Here is a 16,206-nt window from a genome sequence, read left to right as displayed (position 1 = left end):
TTATTTCTTTAATCTATAAACTTTCACAGCTGGGCTTAAAACCACAGGCTCAAAAAGATCGCTTTTGTAGCGTTCAAGCACAAAAAGCTGAATATAGGTCGAATTTAGCATTTCAGGGTCTAGCAGCAAAAATCTGCCATAATCCTTCATATAAATTATCGAAAATTGCGCCGAGCTATCGACTTTGATCTCTTTGACTTCGAGTTTGCCACTAGCGTTGTGGCTGGTTTCGAAAAATGTATTTATCGGAAATTTATTGCCCTCAGCCTCTATGCTAAGCAAGTTATTTGCGATTTTGATACCATTATCCATAGTTATACCGCTCTCATCTTGCCAAAACCTCTCACTAGCGATGAAAATTTTATCTTTTTTCATTTTGCCCGTGGTTATGTCGATGTTCGAAAACTGCGACACGGTCGAAAGTATGCTCATCATGCGATCTGGCAAGACATAATAAATATCGCGCGTCTTAGCTGGTGTTTTAAAATCTGGCAAGCTTAAATTTAACAAAAACGCATTGAAATCATCGAGTTTGTAATCGGCTAAAATTTGCTTTATTTTATTTGGAAATTTCTCGGTGAAATTTCGCTCTGTGTATTCGACATCTACGCGCGCCATGTGCGCTGAGCTGTATTGATCGGCCAAAAGCGCGAAACTTACCGGGTAGTTGTCGTTGCCTAGGTGCTTACCGCCATCGATTAGGGTTTTGACATCGGAATAATACCTTATGACATAGCCATAATCCCACCACGCAAGCGCGTAATCCTCGCGATCGGCGATAGTTTTGAGCTTGTCTAAAACCTCAACCTCGCTTTTAAAAAACACAGTCTCGACGGTGTATGCTTTGATGTGTTGCCACGCTGGATAAAGCGCCAAAATAGTTAAGGCTAGCAAGATAATGCGACCGGCAAATTTTGGCAAATTTAGCCGTTTTACCGAAAAATACAAAATATACCCAAAGCTTAGCCCCATTACGCCCACAGCATAAATGGTAAATCTAAGCCCAGCTTTGTTTGCTGCAAAGCCCAAAAGCAAAAGTGGCAGTGAGAGCAAAAACTCTTTGTGCCTAAAACACAGCACCACATACCCTACGCACGCCACCAAAAACACAATCACGCTCGAACTAATACGGCGCATGAAGACCTCTTTTGGCACGAGACCGCTTTCTTGGATAGTTTGATTGACATTAAAAAAGTGAAAAATCGTGTCAGGATTGTCCGCGAGTGAGCGGAAAATATAAAATTTAGCCTGGAAAATAATCGGATTTAATCCTCCGCAATAGACAAAAATTGCAAAAACCAAAATTCCCACACCAAGCAAAATTCTAAAATTTACAAGCTCTTTTTTGTATGCAAAAAGATAAAAAATCGCTAAAAAAAGCAAAATTTTAGCATATAAATTAAACATACAAATCGCTAGCAAAAATATAATTATCGCCTCGTAATTCACCAAATTTTTGCGCGCAAAAATCAGCGTGTAGAGCACTAGCGCGCCTAACATCATCGCATTTAGCGAAAAGCTAGATGGATACCACCACAGATAAAAAATCCCAAATGCGCCTGTAAAAAACAGCGCCCTAGCATCGCCCTTGGTGCAAACCCTAATAAACGCCCACAAGATAAACATCGGCAAGACGATATTTAGCATATCGGTATCATAATACCCAGCCATTGTGCGGTTGTAGTAGCTGTTTGCCACGCAAGCAACTAGCGCGCCAATAAATCCAGCCCTAAGGGCGCGGAATTCAGCCGAAATGAGCAAAATCGGCACAACGATAAGCGATGAAAAAACAACCGGCATATACAAAAATAGGGTTTCTAGCGAAAATGGCGTAATCTGCGCTAATAATGCAGTTAGCTTGGCTAGTGGAAAATCAATGTAGCTTAAATCATTTTGCTGATGAAATCCAGCCAAATAATCCCTCGTCCCCTCAGCAAAGGCGTAGCCGTCGTTTGTGTTGATCATGATTTGATTATTCCACGAAAGTATGTGAGAGTATCCACTCGCCCAATACACCCAATACAGCCTAAAAATCACACTCACGCCGTAAGCTAAAACAATCAAAATTAACAAATGTTTGGAGAGTTCAAAATTTTTAATAAATTTAAAAATGCCGCCTTTTTGTTGTGGCAAATTTGCCCCATTTTGCGTGTTTTGCGCGCTATTATTCACCCCTATATCCTTTATCAATCTCTTCAATTTTTAAGATTAAATCTTTGCTTATCTTTTTTTTGTCAAAAAAAGCGGCTCTTATTTTAGCCTTTTTTTCATAAATTTTTACAAATTCAGGCTCATCGATTGCTTTTTGCATAGCTTTTATGGTGCCCTCTTCGTCATTTACGCCAACTAAAACACCCCACTCATCATCACCCAAAAGCTCTCTTGCGCCACTTTGATGATCGCTAGAAATGACGAGTTTTCCACACGCCAAAGCTTCGATTAGCGCATTTGAAAAGCCCTCAAAAAGGCTAACGAAAACGAAAGCATAGCATTTTGACATATATTTATAAGGATTGTTATCAAAACCGAGCAGTTTTACTCTATTTTCTAGCCCAAGCTCGTTTATTAAATTTTGCAAACTCTCACGCAACACGCCATCGCCTAAAATCAGCAAATCTTTATCACAATTTTTAAGCTTTGCATAAGCACGAATCAAAAGCTCGTGATTTTTCCCAGCATCAAGTCTGCCAACGCTTAGGAAAAACGGCTTTTCATAATTTATGCTCTCTTGCGATTTTTGCGCGATTTCGTCTAAATTTAGCGCATTGTATAAAACGCCCATTTTAGCGGGATTTATGCCAAAATTATCGCGCAAATCGGCCAAATTGCCAAGCGAATTTGGATAGATAAAATCGGCCTTCGGATAGAGCCATTTCAGCAAAAATTTGCTGATTTTTGATTTTAAATTTGGCTCTTTGTAAAGCACACTTGGCGTCGAACACTCATTGATTATCAAAGGTTTTTTATCTCCAAAAATTCGCGCAAAACCAGCCACATAACAAGGGCGATTCATCCAAACAAAATGAATATCAATGCCTAATTTTTTGCATAAATTTTTATATTTTAGCCCCAAAAATGGCAGTTTGATTAGCTTTTTTAAGCCGTTTTCAAAAGGGGCTGATTTTTCTATGAAATGCACCTGCACCGAATTTGGAATTTGATAAAAAATCCTATCGTTCATCAAAATCAAATGCACTTCGTAGGCCTTGCAAAGCTCGGGTAAAAGGTTGCTCACGACCCGCTCAGCCCCACCACCAGCCATAGAATAAATAAATACGCTCAATTTTTTCATCGCTTAATCACTTTTTTGATTTGATTTTTTATCGGCATTATAAATTTTGAGTAAAAATATAAATTCATTTGCAAAACTAATTCTCATATATTTAAATTCATATTTTTTTATATTTAAATTCTACCATTTATTTTTAATTTTCATTTTTTCTAAATAATCATCAAGAGTATTAACAACCTTAGCTGGACTACCAAACGCTAGTGAATTAGACGGAATATCTTTCACTACGAGCGAACCAGCCCCTATGACAACATTATCGCCAATGCTAACTCCTGGCATTATTAAAGTTCTAGCTCCAACAAAAACATTATTGCCGATTTTTACAGGTGCAGTTTTGGTCTTTCCTAAAAACATTTTAGTGCTAGCATCATGACACAAAATATAAACTTGCGGAGCCAAAGTCACATTATCGCCAATCTCAATTAAATGGCAATGATGCGGATCTAAAACAACATTTGTTTGCCTGGCAAAATTTTTACCAACTTTCATACCACGAGAGATAAGCCAATCTGTGCTTACCTCGCCGCGCAAACGATTTATAAAATTTCTAATCTTTTTTAATATCAATTTAAATCTTCTTTTCCCAATTTAACGCACTTTGGATTATCTCGTCTAAATCCTCGTGGCATGGAACCCATGTTGTTTGGAAGCGAATTTTTGAAGCATTTGAGATTAGACAAGCTGGATCGCCCTCGCGACGCGGCGCGATTTCGACCGCAAAATCCACTCCACTTACCTTTTTAGCCTCGCTGATGACCTCTTTGACGCTAAATCCAGTGCCATAGCCCACATTAAAGACATTGCTGTCGTTGGTTTGCAAGTATTCTAACACCGCTAAATGCGCGCTCGCGAGATCCTCGACATGGATATAATCCCTAATGCAAGTGCCGTCTTTGGTATCGTAATCATCGCCGAAAATATACATTTTATCGCGTTTGCCAGTGATTGTTTGGGTTGCGATTTTGATTAGGTGAGTGGCGTTTGGATAGTTTTGACCAATTAGTCCGTCGCTTGACGCGCCCGCGACATTGAAATAGCGCAAAATTCCAAATTTAAAATCCTTATTCGCAGCGGCTGTATCTTTTAGTATCCACTCGACCATAAGCTTGCTTTTGCCATACGGATTTATCGGAGCTTGCGGGCTTTCCTCGGTTACTTTGCCGTTTTCTGGCTCGCCATAAGTCGCAGCAGTTGAACTAAAAATGAAATTTTTCACGCCGTATTTTTGGCAAAGCGCGATTAAATTTATCGCGTTTGCGGTGTTGTTTAGATAGTATTTTATCGGATTTTTCACACTCTCGGCAACCTCGATAAACGCCGCGAAATGGATAATCGCGTCAAATTTTCCTTTTTTAAAAATTTCCTCGATTACCGGTAAATTTTCCAAATTTTCTTTGATAAATTCAAACTCGCCCACGCTTTTAAGCGCGTCGATTGCCTTCATCGAGCCTTTGCAAAGATTATCGACAACCACGATTTCATGGCGATTTGATTCTAAAAGTTGCTTTAAAACATGTGAGCCGATGTATCCAGCGCCACCTGTAACTAAAATTTTCATATCATTTTCCTTTTAAAAAAATTTTTTAATTATACCCTAATTTGTTAAATTGCGGGTTTAAGGCGCAAAAATGTAGGAAATCTAGGCTTTTTTTCACTTGTTAAATTTTGGTATTGATAAGTGATGATAGTGCCGATTTTAGGGGGTTTTGCGCGCCACTCATCGCTCCAACCAGACCCTATTTTAAACTTCACTCCACTTTTTATATCCACGCAAGTTACCGAGCCCATTTTGCCCTTGTTTTTGCCATATCCTGGGTTTATGTGCGTGATTTTGCACTCGCTATCGCGCATTTTTTTGTATTTTAGGATATTTGCACTGCGTCCGCTCTCATACAGCGCGTATGGATTTCGGATCACCAGCCCCTCACCGCCATTTTCTACAACTAAATTTAGCATTTCTTCGATTTGTTCGTGCGAACTAACCGGAGTTTGCGGGATTACGACTAAATTTTGCACGCCATTTTTTTCAATGAAATTTGATAAAATTTTCATCTTTTCAAACAAATTTTTTCTCTCGTTTGGCAAATCAAAAATATAAAATTTAATCTCACTCCAACGCTCATCTGGCGTAGCTTTGCTCACAATCGAAGCGATTTTTTCAAACTCCCCTCGCCTGCTCCAAAGCTCGCCTTCGATCATAAAATCCGGAAATCCTTTTGTCCAAGACTCAGGCGCATTTATGATTTTGCCCTTGCGTGATCGAAGCGTCTTGCCGTCCCATACGGCGCGGATTCCATCGAGTTTTTCGCTTACGACCCAGCCTGAGATATCCATGCCTTTTTTGTATTCTTTCAGTAGCATTGGGCGAAATTCATCGCCAAAAGCCAAATTTGCGAAAAATAAAAAAATACAAAAAAGCGTTTTTGCAAATTTATTCATTTTTAAATTTCTCAATCTCGCGCGCGATAAATTCGCAAAAAATCTCGCTATACCCCATATCGGCGCAGTGTTTTTGCAGATACTCGCTCATCAAATTTAGATTATCCAAATAATCATTTAGCAAAATTTTACCACGCAAAAGCTCGTATTTTAGAAAAAGCCAGTATGTATTTAGCGTGTCGCTCTGGCAATATTCGTCGATTTTATCGCCCTTTTCGTCATAAAACAGCTCCAAAACCTGATCGCCATGCACATCGTATTTGCCAGGCAGCCCCAAAGACGCGCACAAAAAGTCGAGTTTGAGCCCCCTAACAGAGCCAAAATCGCAAATATGATCGAGCAAATCAAGGTGAAAAACCCCGTCATATCGCGAGCGATAATTCGTCCATTTATCCTTGTTCGCAAGCTTATCATCAGTGCAAAAATACTCGCTGGCGCTGATATTATGCACCATTGCGCGCACCATAATCATCGGCAAATCAAAACCGCGCCCGTTGAAGCTTACAAGGCGTGGATTGTGCGAGTTGATAAAATCAATAAATTTCTTGATTTTGCCCTTTTCATCGCCCGCTTGCAGGGTGCTTACGCGCACAAATTTGCCAAATTCATCAGCCAAAACCGCGCTGATACTTACGACTTTGTGGAAATTTATGGGCAAAAACTCGCTTCCTGTTTTTTCCTTGAAATGCGCCATTGCCGCGATTGAGAGCTTTTTGTGGTTTAAAATTTTGCTTTTATCATCGTTAAAAATCGGCTCATCGCCATAAATTTTAGGCAGAGTGTTTGAAACACTATCGTTTTTGCTCTGAATTTTCGCATCAATTCCAGCAAGCAAAATTTTGGCATATTTTTTTTTGTCAAATTCATCATAGCACTCATCAATGATTTCTTTGTCTAAAATTCGAAGCAAAGCCGCAGTATCAAGCACAGTTTCGCAGTCAAAAACGCAAATGTAAGATTGTTTTTTATTCATAAATTTTCCATAAAATCAAGCTATTTTATCCGCCAAAACGGCGGATAAAAGGATTAGTTTTTATCAATCGCTAGGATTGTGTTGCCCTCGTCATCGGTAGCGATGTCGCCCATGCCCATTATGTTGTAACCGCAATCGACATAGTGAATCTCGCCCGTAACTGCGCTGGCAAAGTCGCTAAGCAAATACGCGCCAGATTTGCCGACTTCGAAAATATCCACATTTCGTTTGAGTGGGGCATTTTTTTCGTTGTATTTTAGGATTAGGCGGAAATCGCCGATACCACTAGCTGCGAGAGTTTTAATCGGACCCGCTGAAATCGCATTTACGCGAATTCCACGCTCACCCAAATCATGCGCTAGGTAGCGAACTGAGCTCTCTAACGCTGCTTTTGCTACGCCCATGACATTGTAATGTGGGACAAATTTTACGCCGCCAAGGTAGCTTAATGTCAAAATCGCTCCGCCGTCATTTAATAGCGGTTCGACTGCATTTGTAAGCGCAATCAGCGAATAAACCGAGGTTTGCATAGCGACATTAAAAGCTTCTTTTGTAGTGTCGATAAATTTGCCATCAAGTGCCTCGCGTGGGGCAAATGCCACAGCGTGAAGCACGAAGTCAAATTTGCCAAAATCTTTTTCTAAACTCGCGCGCAAATTCGCCAAATGCTCGTCGTTGTTGATATCTAGCTCATAGATTTTATCGCTTCCAAGCTCCGCTGCAATCGGCTCGACGCGCTTTTTAAGAGCGTCATTTAAAAATGTAAAAGCTAACTCCGCCCCTTGCTCGTGGCAAATTTTCGCAATTCCATAAGCGATAGATTTGTTGTTTGCAACGCCGACGATTAGCCCTTTTTTACCTTTTAGTATCATTTTGCTTCCTTGATTAGATTTATGAAATTTTCTGCTTCCCAGCTAGCCGTTCCCACTAAAACGCCGTTGCAACTTGGAATTTGCGAAATTTCGGCGATATTTTTGAGATTTACGCTTCCACCATAAAGCAAAGGCGCCTTTGTTTTGGTGCGTAAAAAGCTTAAAATTTCATCAATTATCACGCTAGTTGCAGTATTTCCCGTGCCAATCGCCCAAATCGGCTCGTAAGCGATAACCAAATTTTGGTAATCTAAATCGATTTTTTCAAGCTGAGAGGCTAGGAAATCCTTGGTTTTGCCCTCTTTATACACAGCCTCGTTTTCGCCGATACAAAAGATGATTTTATAGCCCTCTGCTTTTGCAAATTCGAATTTTTTTGCGATTAGCTCATCGCTTTCACCAAAAATTTCGCGTCTTTCGCTATGTCCGATTAAAACGCAAGAAATGCCAAATTCACCCAGCATTTCCTTGCCGATTTCGCCTGTGAAACTACCGTTTTGGCATGGATAGAAATTTTGTGCGCCTTGGATAAATTTGTGATTTCCCAAATTTAAAGCCACACTTGGCGGAAATACCAAAATTTCGTGTTTTGATAAAATTTCATCGCCTAAATTTGCATTTAAAATTTCGCAATAACGCTCGAAACTAGCCCTAATGTGATTGCATTTTAAATTTGCGGCTAGTATCATTGCTCGCTATCCTCGATAGTTAGGACTTTCACACCCGGAAGCTCTTTGCCCTCGATTAGCTCCAAGCTAGCCCCACCACCTGTGGAGATAAATGTCATATCATCGGCGTTTCCGGCTCTTTCGACCACATCGGCTGTATCGCCACCGCCCACGACCGTCGTAGCATCACTATCAGCGATGAAGTGCGATATACGCATACTTCCGCGCGCAAATTTATCGATCTCAAATACACCCATAGGGCCGTTCCACCAGATAGTTTGCGCATCATCAAGTGCCTCTTTAAAAAGCGCCACGGTCGCAGGTCCGATATCTAGCCCCATCCAGCCAGCTGGGATTTCTTGAACCGTTACGCGCTTCATAACAGAATCTTGCGAACAAGCAGGGGCTGCGATAGTATCGACTGGGATATAAATTTTAACGCCTAATTCCTTGCCTTTGCGCAAAATATTTTTGGCCTCTTCGATCAAATCCTCTTCTAAAAGCGAATTTCCGATATCGTATCCAACGGCCTTTAAAAATGTAAAAGCCATACCGCCACCGATGATGAGTTTATCGACTTTTGGGAGTAGATTATGCAAGGCTTGGAGCTTGCCACTGACCTTGCTACCGCCAGTTACAGCGACGAAAGGACGGGCTGGGCGTTTAATCAAATCAGCGGCGAATTTAATCTCTTTTTGTAGCAAAAATCCAGCCGCTTTGTGCTCGTTGTCGAAAAACTTCGTCACAGCCTCGACACTTGCGTGCGCTCTGTGGCATACGCCAAATGCGTCATTGACATAAAATTCACCATAACTAGCTAATTTTTTGGCTAATTCAGTATCGTTTTTGGTTTCGCCCTTTTCGAAACGCAAATTATCTAGTAATAAAAGCTCGCCCTTTTTTAGCTCGCTAACTGCCTTGCTAGCGCGCTCTCCTACGATATCATCGACAAATTTGACCTCGCGATCAAGCAATCTGCCAAGTCTTTTCGCCACAGGGCGAAGGCTAAATTTCTCCTCGTAGCCGTTTTTTGGGCGACCAAGGTGGCTTGCTAAAATCACGCAACCACCATTATCCAAACAATAGCGAATTGTAGGGATTGATGAGCGGATTCTGCGATCGTCTGTGATATTGCCAAACTCGTCCATAGGCACATTAAAATCGCATCTGATAAAAACTTTCGCGCCGTCTGTGAAATTTAAATCCTTAATATCTAAAATTTGGCTCATTTTAACCCCTTTTTGACGCTGCGAAAACCGCTAAATCAACCAATCTGTTGCTATAACCCCACTCGTTGTCATACCAGCTTAGCACTTTGATTAAATTTCCGCCAATCACCTGTGTGCAATCGCTCGCCACCGCTGTCGAAAATGTCGAAGTGCAAAAATCGCTTGATACGCGTTTGTCATCATCGACGACTAAAATTCCCTTCATTGCGCCATTAGCGTATTTTCTAAAAATTTCATTTAGCTCGTCAGCTGTGGTCTCTTTTTTAGTTGATACAGTTAAATCCACCATTGAGACATTTGCTACTGGCACGCGCACAGCTTGTCCGTGCATTTTGCCTTTAAGTTGTGGCAAAATCAGGCTGATTGCCTTGGCTGCGCCTGTCGTAGTCGGTATGATATTGCACGCTGCCGCACGACTTCTGCGGAAATCACGGCTTTTGACATCGACTAGGCTTTGGCCGTTTGTATAAGCATGGATTGTGGTCATCAAGCCCTTTTCGATACCTAGCTCATCATCTAAAATTTTAGCCACAGGGCCAAGTCCGTTTGTGGTGCAACTAGCGTTTGAAATCACGCTCTCACCTGCGTAGCTTTCGTGATTTACGCCGATTACATAAGTCGGAGTGTCGTCCTTAGCAGGGGCGCTCATAACGACAAGTTTAATGCCGTTATCCAAAAATGGTTTGCATTTTTCTGTGGTTAAAAATGCTCCAGTGCATTCTAGCACAACTTGGGCACCAAGCCCCGCGAAATCTAGCTCGCTAGCGTCTCTGGTGCTATAAACTCTGATTTTTTTGCCATCTACTGCGATGTAATCGTCGTTTATGATTTCAACTTTTTTATTAAATTCCCCATGAACTGTGTCGTATTGAAGCAAGTATCTAGTAAGGTCGCGTTTAGCGGTATCGTTGATAGCCACTAGCTCTACATCATCGCGATTTAGCGCGATTCTGGCTGCACATCTGCCGATGCGTCCAAAGCCGTTAATTGCAATTTTTGTTGCCATAATTTTTCCTTAAAATGAAATTTTAAAAATCTTATAATATTACAAAAATTTGGGTTAATTAACGGTAAAATGGATTAAATTTTAGCTGTTTTTGACGCTAAATTTCACGCCACTATCTTCAAAAACACTTAGCAAAATTTCATAAAATTCGCCAAATTTATCTTTTAAAATTTGGCCGTTTTCTATGATAAATTCAGCGTCGTTTCTCTCGGTTAGTGCGTCATAAAGTGCGTCTAGATTTGTAATGTAATCAGGCTCGAATTTTAGGCGTTTGGCGATGAATTTATAAAGCCCGGCTTTGCTTTTTACTTTGGCTGCGTCGATTGTGATTATTTTCATTATTGCACCCTCTCAAAGCTCTTGTAATGGTCTTTTGTGTAAAAAATCAAGCCGTCGTTTGAAAACACTAGCCGTTTTTTACCCCTAGCACCACCCTTGTAATCAATATCAGCCTCTGTGTAAATTCTGCCCTTTTTAGCAGGAAGCGCGCGCTCGTAATTTCCAAATCTATCGCCACCGATCGATTTATCCTTCGCGTATGCGTGCAGATCGCCACCGCTCCAACCAAGAGCGTTTGCCTGCTTTTTGGTGATGAAATTTGAAGGCAGTTTTCCGTGCGCTTTGATATGCTCGCTCACGCACTCTTTGCTAATGCAAAGCTCGCTTGCTGGCGTTTGCGCGCCATTATCTTGCGCGCTTTGCGAAATAGAATTTTTGCCATAAAATAAAAATAAAGCAAGCGCTAAAACCCCGAAAATCAGGGCAAAATTTAGAAATTTTTTACTCACTTTTGATTCTTTTTTTGGTTGCAAATTTAAAATAGCAAATTATCGCTGCTACAACCAAAGCTAGGATTAGTGGCGCGATATAAGGTTTTTCTTTGATATGAGAGTAGATTTCTTGGACGAAATCCCCAGCATAAAAGCTCAAAAGTCCGATGATAAGTGCCCACACAAGCGAACTAACCGCGTTTAAAATGCTAAATTTCAAAAACGAGTATTTTGTGATACCAATGGCGATTGGAACTAAGGTTTTTAGCCCATAGATGAATTTTTGGATTAAAATTATTCTATCGCCGTATCGTTTGAATAAAATTTGCGACAAAGCCAAATTTCGGCGCTGTTTTTTTAGGTATGGCATGATATCTTTTTTGTTGTAGCGACTGACCCAAAACAGCCCCGTATCGCCCAAGAAATTCGACACGCAGGCTACGGCTATGCAAACCCAAATATTAAGTTCGCCAGTAAAGCTTAAAATTCCAGCAGCCACCAAGGCGATAAATCCACCGCCCAAAGTGTATAAAAAAAGTAGTAAATATCCCCAAGTATGGAGGTTTTCAAACATAGAATCCATGAAATTTACCCGCTTAATCTAGCCTAAAAATTTCGCCCTAAAACCTGCATTAAAAGCCTGTATTCTTGTGTGGAAGTATCGAAAGCCACGCTATTTTTGGTCTCTATGACAGAGCCACCTAGGCTTACTCCGGCAAAAAATCCACCCTTGCTTGTGAAAACATACATATCTTTATTTATCATATCAAGTCTGCCAGAATCCGCGCTGTAATTGCCAACCACGGCTGTCGCGTCGCCTGAGAGGGTGATTTGGGATTTGCGCATTTTATTTATCATAGCCTCACTCATCACGAAAATTACCAAATAATTATCCTCATAGCCTATTTGTAGCCCGATACTAGCGTTTGAAATATCCACAGCGCTTACCTGACCGCCTTTATAGACGATGACGCCCTCGCCATACATTCCGCCTATGATAAAGCCTAGCTTTTTCACACTTGGGAAAATCAGCACAGCCTCGGCCTCATTAGCTAGGTATTTATACGCAGAATTGCTTTTCATTACAGACGAATACGCACCCGCGCTATTTATCAAAAGCTCGTCCTCTCCAAAAAGTGCGCCCACAAAAAGCAAAAGTGAAAGTATGATTTTTTTCATTTTTTATCCTTGATTAAATTTATTTAGCGATTTCGACTGCGCGCAGTTCGCGTATGACATTGACCTTGATTTCGCCTGGGAATTGCACCTTGTCTTGGATTTCTTCGGCGATCTCTTTTGCGATTAGCACAGCCTCATCATCGTTGATTAATTTTGCATTGGCAATGACGCGAATTTCGCGTCCAGCGTTGATTGCATAAGCTTGTTTTACGCCGTTTTTACCAAGTGCGATTGTTTCTATATCATTAACCCTTTTTAGGAAGCTCTCCAATACTTCGCGCCTTGCCCCAGGTCTAGCCGCACTTAGTGCGTCAGCTGCGCACACAGCGGCACTTTCTACGCTTGTAGCCTCCTCGTGTCCGTGGTGAGCGAAAATCGCATTAATCACGACTGGGTGCTCTTTATATCTGCGACAAACCTCTGCGCCCAAATCCACATGCGAACCCTCGTATTCGTGTGTAAGAGCCTTGCCGATATCGTGCAAAAGTCCGGCTCTTTTGGCTAGTTTTGGATCGCCACCTGTCTCAGCTGCGATAATTCCTGCTAAATGCGCTACTTCAAGCGAGTGCGCAAGGGCGTTTTGACCATAGCTTGCACGGAATTTTAACTTTCCAATAAGTTTTAAAATTTCTGGGTGCAGTTTGCCAATGCCTAGATCCATAACGATATTTTCGCCCTCTTCCAAAATGCTCGATTCAAACTCATCGCAAACTCTTTTATAAATATCCTCGATTCTAGCTGGCTGAATTCTGCCATCTTCTATCAAAAGCTCGATTACGCGCACAGCGATAGCCCTGCGGTAAAGATTGTGCGAGCTAACGATAATCGCATTTGGCGTATCATCGATGATGACATCTACGCCCAGCGTCATTTCCAAGCTTTTGATATTGCGACCCTCTTTACCGATAATTCTGCCTTTTAGCTCATCGTTTTTGATATTTACGACATTTATTAGACGCTCAGCCGCAAACTCGCCAGCAAAACGCGAAGTCGCCTGAGCGATGATATAATTTGCCTTTTTGCGTGCCTCTTTTTTCGCCTCTTCCTCGTGTTTGCGCACGATATGAGCGATATCTATGCGTGATTGTTCCTCGACCTTGCGCAAAATTTCATCTCTTGCCTCACTTTGCGTAAATCCAGCCACTCGCTCTAAAACTTTCAGTGATTCGGCTAGTTTTTCCTCGTAATTTTTCTTTAAATTTACGCCCTCATCGTAGAGAAATTTAGCTTCATTTCTCGCATTTTCTACATCTGCTTTGCTGTTTTTAAGCACCTCTTGTTCGGTTAAAAGAGCCTGTTCTTTTTTGTTCAGTTCGTTGAATTTTTGGTTGTAATCTTTTTGGAGATGATTTGACTTTTCCTCGTATTTCTTTTTAGCCTCTAATTCAGCCTCTTGGACTGAAATTTTAGAATCCCTAAGCACGCCCTCGGCTTCGAATTCTATGGCTTTTGCCTTTGCTTTTGCTTGTTCAATCAATACATCGTAGTTTGCGTTATTGATTTTTCTAGCTACCCCATACCCTATGCCAGCGCCCACCGCAAGAGCGCACAAGGCGATTAAGATCTCTATCATATTTTCCTCTTTTAAAGTAATTTTTGCTCGGAGTAATGTAAAAATCACCTACCACATCGTGGCTCAAAGATAAAATTTCATCTGTGAAACAATCCTCTAAGCTCACAAAAACCACGGCAGGTTTGTGTTTTAGACCTGAAAAAAACATATCATAATATCCTTTACCATGTCCTATTCTAGCAAGCCTTCCATCTACTCCAACCACTGGAATAACCGCTAGATCCACCTTGCCAAAATAGCCGTTTTGAGGCAGTGTTTCACGCAACCCAAAATGCGATTTGACAAAAGGAAGTCGCAATTTTACCATTTTTAAATTAATATCCGTTATACGCGGAAGATAAAATTCGCATTTTTTACCCATTAAATTTTTCAAAAACAAAATTTCAGGCTCGTATTTTAGTGGCAAAAAAATTAAAATTTTGCGCGCACCAAGAGCGCGGATTAAATTCGCAATGCGCCTAGAAATGATATACGAAGTGCATTTGGCTGAAATTTTGGCACGAAATTTCAGCCTAGATTTGCAAATTTTTCTAAATTCATTTTTTTCCACGATTTTAACTTTGTATTAAATTTTAACGGCTATTTTAGCAAGTTTAAGTATAATTCCAAATCAAAATTTACAAGGCAACAAATGAAATTTAAAATTTTACTAACTCTGCTTATGGGTTTTTTCGTCCTTGCTGGGTGCGAGAAAAAGGACGAGCAAAGCGCAAATAGCGAGCCAGAGATAACCCAAAGCGCCGAAAATGAAAATATCCCCACAGAAAGCACCATTGGCACCAATTACACTGCGCCGTTTTCGCTCACATTTACAAATAATCAAATTTTAAATATGCAAAAAAACAAAAATGGTTTTAGTATAGAAAATGGCGGCAAACCGACACTTTTTGCATTTTTTGCTTCGTGGTGCGATGCCTGCACGATTCAAGCAAGTGCGCTTAATGCGCTCGTGGAAAAATACGGCGATAAGCTCGATGTAGTGGCTGTTTTGATAGCTGATGAGATTTCACTAGACGAGCTAAAAGAGTATGAAAAAAAGGTAAAAGCCAAATTTAAAATAGCCTATGGCGAGGCAAATGACTTTTTCACAGGCACGCTTGGAGGCATTTCAGAAATCCCGTATTTGGTGGTTTATGACAAAAAAGGCGAGTTTAGCGCTCAATATTTCGGCTTAATTCCCGAAGAAATTTTAACACTCGAAATGGAGAAAATTTTATAATGTTTAATTTTTTTAAAAAAGGTCTTAGCAAGACGATTGAGGCTATGAAGGAGGCCCGCGGCAAAAGCAAAATTTCAAAAGATGTGCTTGAAGAAATGCTTTTAGAAGCCGATGTGGATTATGAAATCATCGAGGAAATTATATTTTATCTCCCGCCTAATGAAATGGTCGAAAAGGCCGATTTGAAGCGTGTTATGAAGACATATTTTATGTATGAACACGAAAATTTCACCCCTGCTAAGCCTTATGTCGAGCTAATCCTTGGCGTAAATGGCGCAGGCAAGACAACCTCTGTCGCAAAGCTGGCAAATTTATACAAAAAGGCTGGAAATAGCGTGATTTTGGGCGCGTGCGATACATTTAGGGCGGGCGCAGTCGAGCAGATAAAACGCTGGTCGCAAATCATAAATGTCCCTATCATCGCTACCGCGCAAGGCCACGACCCTGCGGCTGTGGCATTTGATACCATTAGCTCAGCCGTCGCTAAGGGGCTAGATCGCGTGCTAATCGATACAGCCGGCAGACTTCAAAACCAAAAAAACCTAGCAAACGAGCTAGAAAAAATCGTGCGTATCTCAGCCAGAGCCTGTGAGGGTGCGCCACATCGCAAAATCATCGTGCTTGACGCGACGCAAGGAAACAACAGCGTAATCCAAGCCAAAGCTTTTAATGAAATCACCAAGCTTGATGGCATTATCATCACCAAACTCGACGGCACGCCAAAAGGTGGCGCGCTTTTTGGGATTGCGCGCGAACTAGAAATCCCGATTTTGTATGTCGGCGTGGGCGAGAGTATGGACGATTTGATCAAATTTAACCCAGATGAGTTTGTCGATACCCTAGTCGATGGACTTTTTGAATAGAGAAATTTCACTTTAAATTTGCAAATTTATAAAAAACTAAATTTGCAAATTCTTTTTAAATTTAGCCAAATTTAACCCCAATATAAGTGCGTTAAGAATATAATCTGACTTTGTTAAAATTTC

Annotated in this window: 18 protein-coding genes; 2 read left to right on the top strand and 16 right to left on the bottom strand. The window is 40.9% G+C overall.

All coding sequences use genetic code 11. From position 1 onward, the window contains the following. From OFN98_RS01130 to OFN98_RS01055, 16 genes are all read right to left on the bottom strand, one after another. Window positions 1-2,172 carry an STT3 domain-containing protein gene (locus tag OFN98_RS01130; protein ID WP_270874049.1) on the bottom strand — a complete coding sequence of 724 codons (2,172 nt, stop codon included), beginning with the start codon at window positions 2,170-2,172 and terminating at the stop codon, window positions 1-3. Next, window positions 2,165-3,292, bottom strand: coding sequence for an N-acetylgalactosamine-N,N'-diacetylbacillosaminyl-diphospho-undecaprenol 4-alpha-N-acetylgalactosaminyltransferase (gene pglJ / locus OFN98_RS01125; protein WP_270874050.1), 1,128 nt, complete (start codon window positions 3,290-3,292; stop codon window positions 2,165-2,167). Before pglJ ends, OFN98_RS01130 begins: the two co-directional genes overlap by 8 nt. A gap of 120 nt (window positions 3,293-3,412) precedes the next feature. Continuing rightward, the gene (locus tag OFN98_RS01120) at window positions 3,413-3,859 is read right to left on the bottom strand and encodes an acyltransferase (protein WP_270869032.1); all 447 of its coding nucleotides are present in this window, start codon (window positions 3,857-3,859) and stop codon (window positions 3,413-3,415) included. A 1-nt stretch (window position 3,860) separates the two neighbouring features. Next, entirely contained in the window at window positions 3,861-4,850 is a 990-nt protein-coding gene (gene galE, locus OFN98_RS01115) for a UDP-glucose 4-epimerase GalE (protein WP_270874051.1), read from the bottom strand. A gap of 44 nt (window positions 4,851-4,894) precedes the next feature. Further along, window positions 4,895-5,731 carry a DNA ligase gene (locus tag OFN98_RS01110; protein ID WP_270874052.1) on the bottom strand — a complete coding sequence of 279 codons (837 nt, stop codon included), beginning with the start codon at window positions 5,729-5,731 and terminating at the stop codon, window positions 4,895-4,897. Then, complete coding sequence (locus OFN98_RS01105) at window positions 5,724-6,704, bottom strand: 3'-5' exonuclease (RefSeq protein ID WP_270874053.1); 981 nt, start codon at window positions 6,702-6,704, stop codon at window positions 5,724-5,726. The genes OFN98_RS01110 and OFN98_RS01105 overlap by 8 nt, the downstream gene beginning before the upstream one ends. A gap of 53 nt (window positions 6,705-6,757) precedes the next feature. After that, on the bottom strand, window positions 6,758-7,576 hold the full coding sequence (gene fabI / locus OFN98_RS01100; protein WP_270866091.1) for an enoyl-ACP reductase FabI: 819 nt from the start codon (window positions 7,574-7,576) through the stop codon (window positions 6,758-6,760). Next, window positions 7,573-8,265: a triose-phosphate isomerase gene (locus tag OFN98_RS01095; RefSeq protein ID WP_270874054.1), complete on the bottom strand. Its 693-nt coding sequence runs from the start codon at window positions 8,263-8,265 to the stop codon at window positions 7,573-7,575. Before OFN98_RS01095 ends, fabI begins: the two co-directional genes overlap by 4 nt. Continuing rightward, window positions 8,262-9,473 carry a phosphoglycerate kinase gene (locus tag OFN98_RS01090; RefSeq protein ID WP_270869036.1) on the bottom strand — a complete coding sequence of 404 codons (1,212 nt, stop codon included), beginning with the start codon at window positions 9,471-9,473 and terminating at the stop codon, window positions 8,262-8,264. The genes OFN98_RS01095 and OFN98_RS01090 overlap by 4 nt, the downstream gene beginning before the upstream one ends. 1 nt (window position 9,474) lies before the next feature. Next, on the bottom strand, window positions 9,475-10,479 hold the full coding sequence (gene gap / locus OFN98_RS01085) for a type I glyceraldehyde-3-phosphate dehydrogenase (RefSeq protein ID WP_270861938.1): 1,005 nt from the start codon (window positions 10,477-10,479) through the stop codon (window positions 9,475-9,477). A gap of 81 nt (window positions 10,480-10,560) precedes the next feature. After that, entirely contained in the window at window positions 10,561-10,818 is a 258-nt protein-coding gene (locus OFN98_RS01080) for a barstar family protein (RefSeq protein WP_270874055.1), read from the bottom strand. Continuing rightward, window positions 10,818-11,267, bottom strand: a complete 450-nt coding sequence (locus tag OFN98_RS01075) for a ribonuclease domain-containing protein (protein WP_270874056.1) — start codon at window positions 11,265-11,267, stop codon at window positions 10,818-10,820. The genes OFN98_RS01080 and OFN98_RS01075 overlap by 1 nt, the downstream gene beginning before the upstream one ends. Beyond that, window positions 11,260-11,823, bottom strand: a complete 564-nt coding sequence (locus OFN98_RS01070) for a DedA family protein (RefSeq protein ID WP_333720325.1) — start codon at window positions 11,821-11,823, stop codon at window positions 11,260-11,262. Before OFN98_RS01070 ends, OFN98_RS01075 begins: the two co-directional genes overlap by 8 nt. Window positions 11,824-11,855: 32 nt before the next feature. Continuing rightward, window positions 11,856-12,428, bottom strand: a complete 573-nt coding sequence (locus tag OFN98_RS01065) for a lipid-binding SYLF domain-containing protein (protein WP_270861941.1) — start codon at window positions 12,426-12,428, stop codon at window positions 11,856-11,858. A 19-nt stretch (window positions 12,429-12,447) separates the two neighbouring features. Then, window positions 12,448-14,001 (bottom strand): ribonuclease Y, encoded by a 1,554-nt coding sequence (rny, locus tag OFN98_RS01060; protein WP_270859364.1) that lies wholly within the window; start codon window positions 13,999-14,001, stop codon window positions 12,448-12,450. Then, window positions 13,934-14,551: a 5-formyltetrahydrofolate cyclo-ligase gene (locus tag OFN98_RS01055; RefSeq protein ID WP_270873951.1), complete on the bottom strand. Its 618-nt coding sequence runs from the start codon at window positions 14,549-14,551 to the stop codon at window positions 13,934-13,936. Before OFN98_RS01055 ends, rny begins: the two co-directional genes overlap by 68 nt. 81 nt (window positions 14,552-14,632) lie before the next feature. Between OFN98_RS01055 and OFN98_RS01050 the strand changes: the two genes are divergently transcribed. Both OFN98_RS01050 and ftsY read left to right on the top strand, forming a co-directional pair. Continuing rightward, on the top strand, window positions 14,633-15,220 hold the full coding sequence (locus OFN98_RS01050) for a TlpA family protein disulfide reductase (protein WP_270874057.1): 588 nt from the start codon (window positions 14,633-14,635) through the stop codon (window positions 15,218-15,220). Then, window positions 15,220-16,083, top strand: coding sequence for a signal recognition particle-docking protein FtsY (gene ftsY, locus OFN98_RS01045; RefSeq protein WP_270874058.1), 864 nt, complete (start codon window positions 15,220-15,222; stop codon window positions 16,081-16,083). The genes OFN98_RS01050 and ftsY overlap by 1 nt, the downstream gene beginning before the upstream one ends. Window positions 16,084-16,206: the final 123 nt, after the last annotated feature.

This window comes from Campylobacter sp. JMF_15 NE4, assembly GCF_027737645.1.
GTDB lineage: Bacteria > Campylobacterota > Campylobacteria > Campylobacterales > Campylobacteraceae > Campylobacter_B.
Note: the sequence above shows the minus strand (reverse complement) of the source record. Positions and strands in the feature narration are given on the sequence as shown.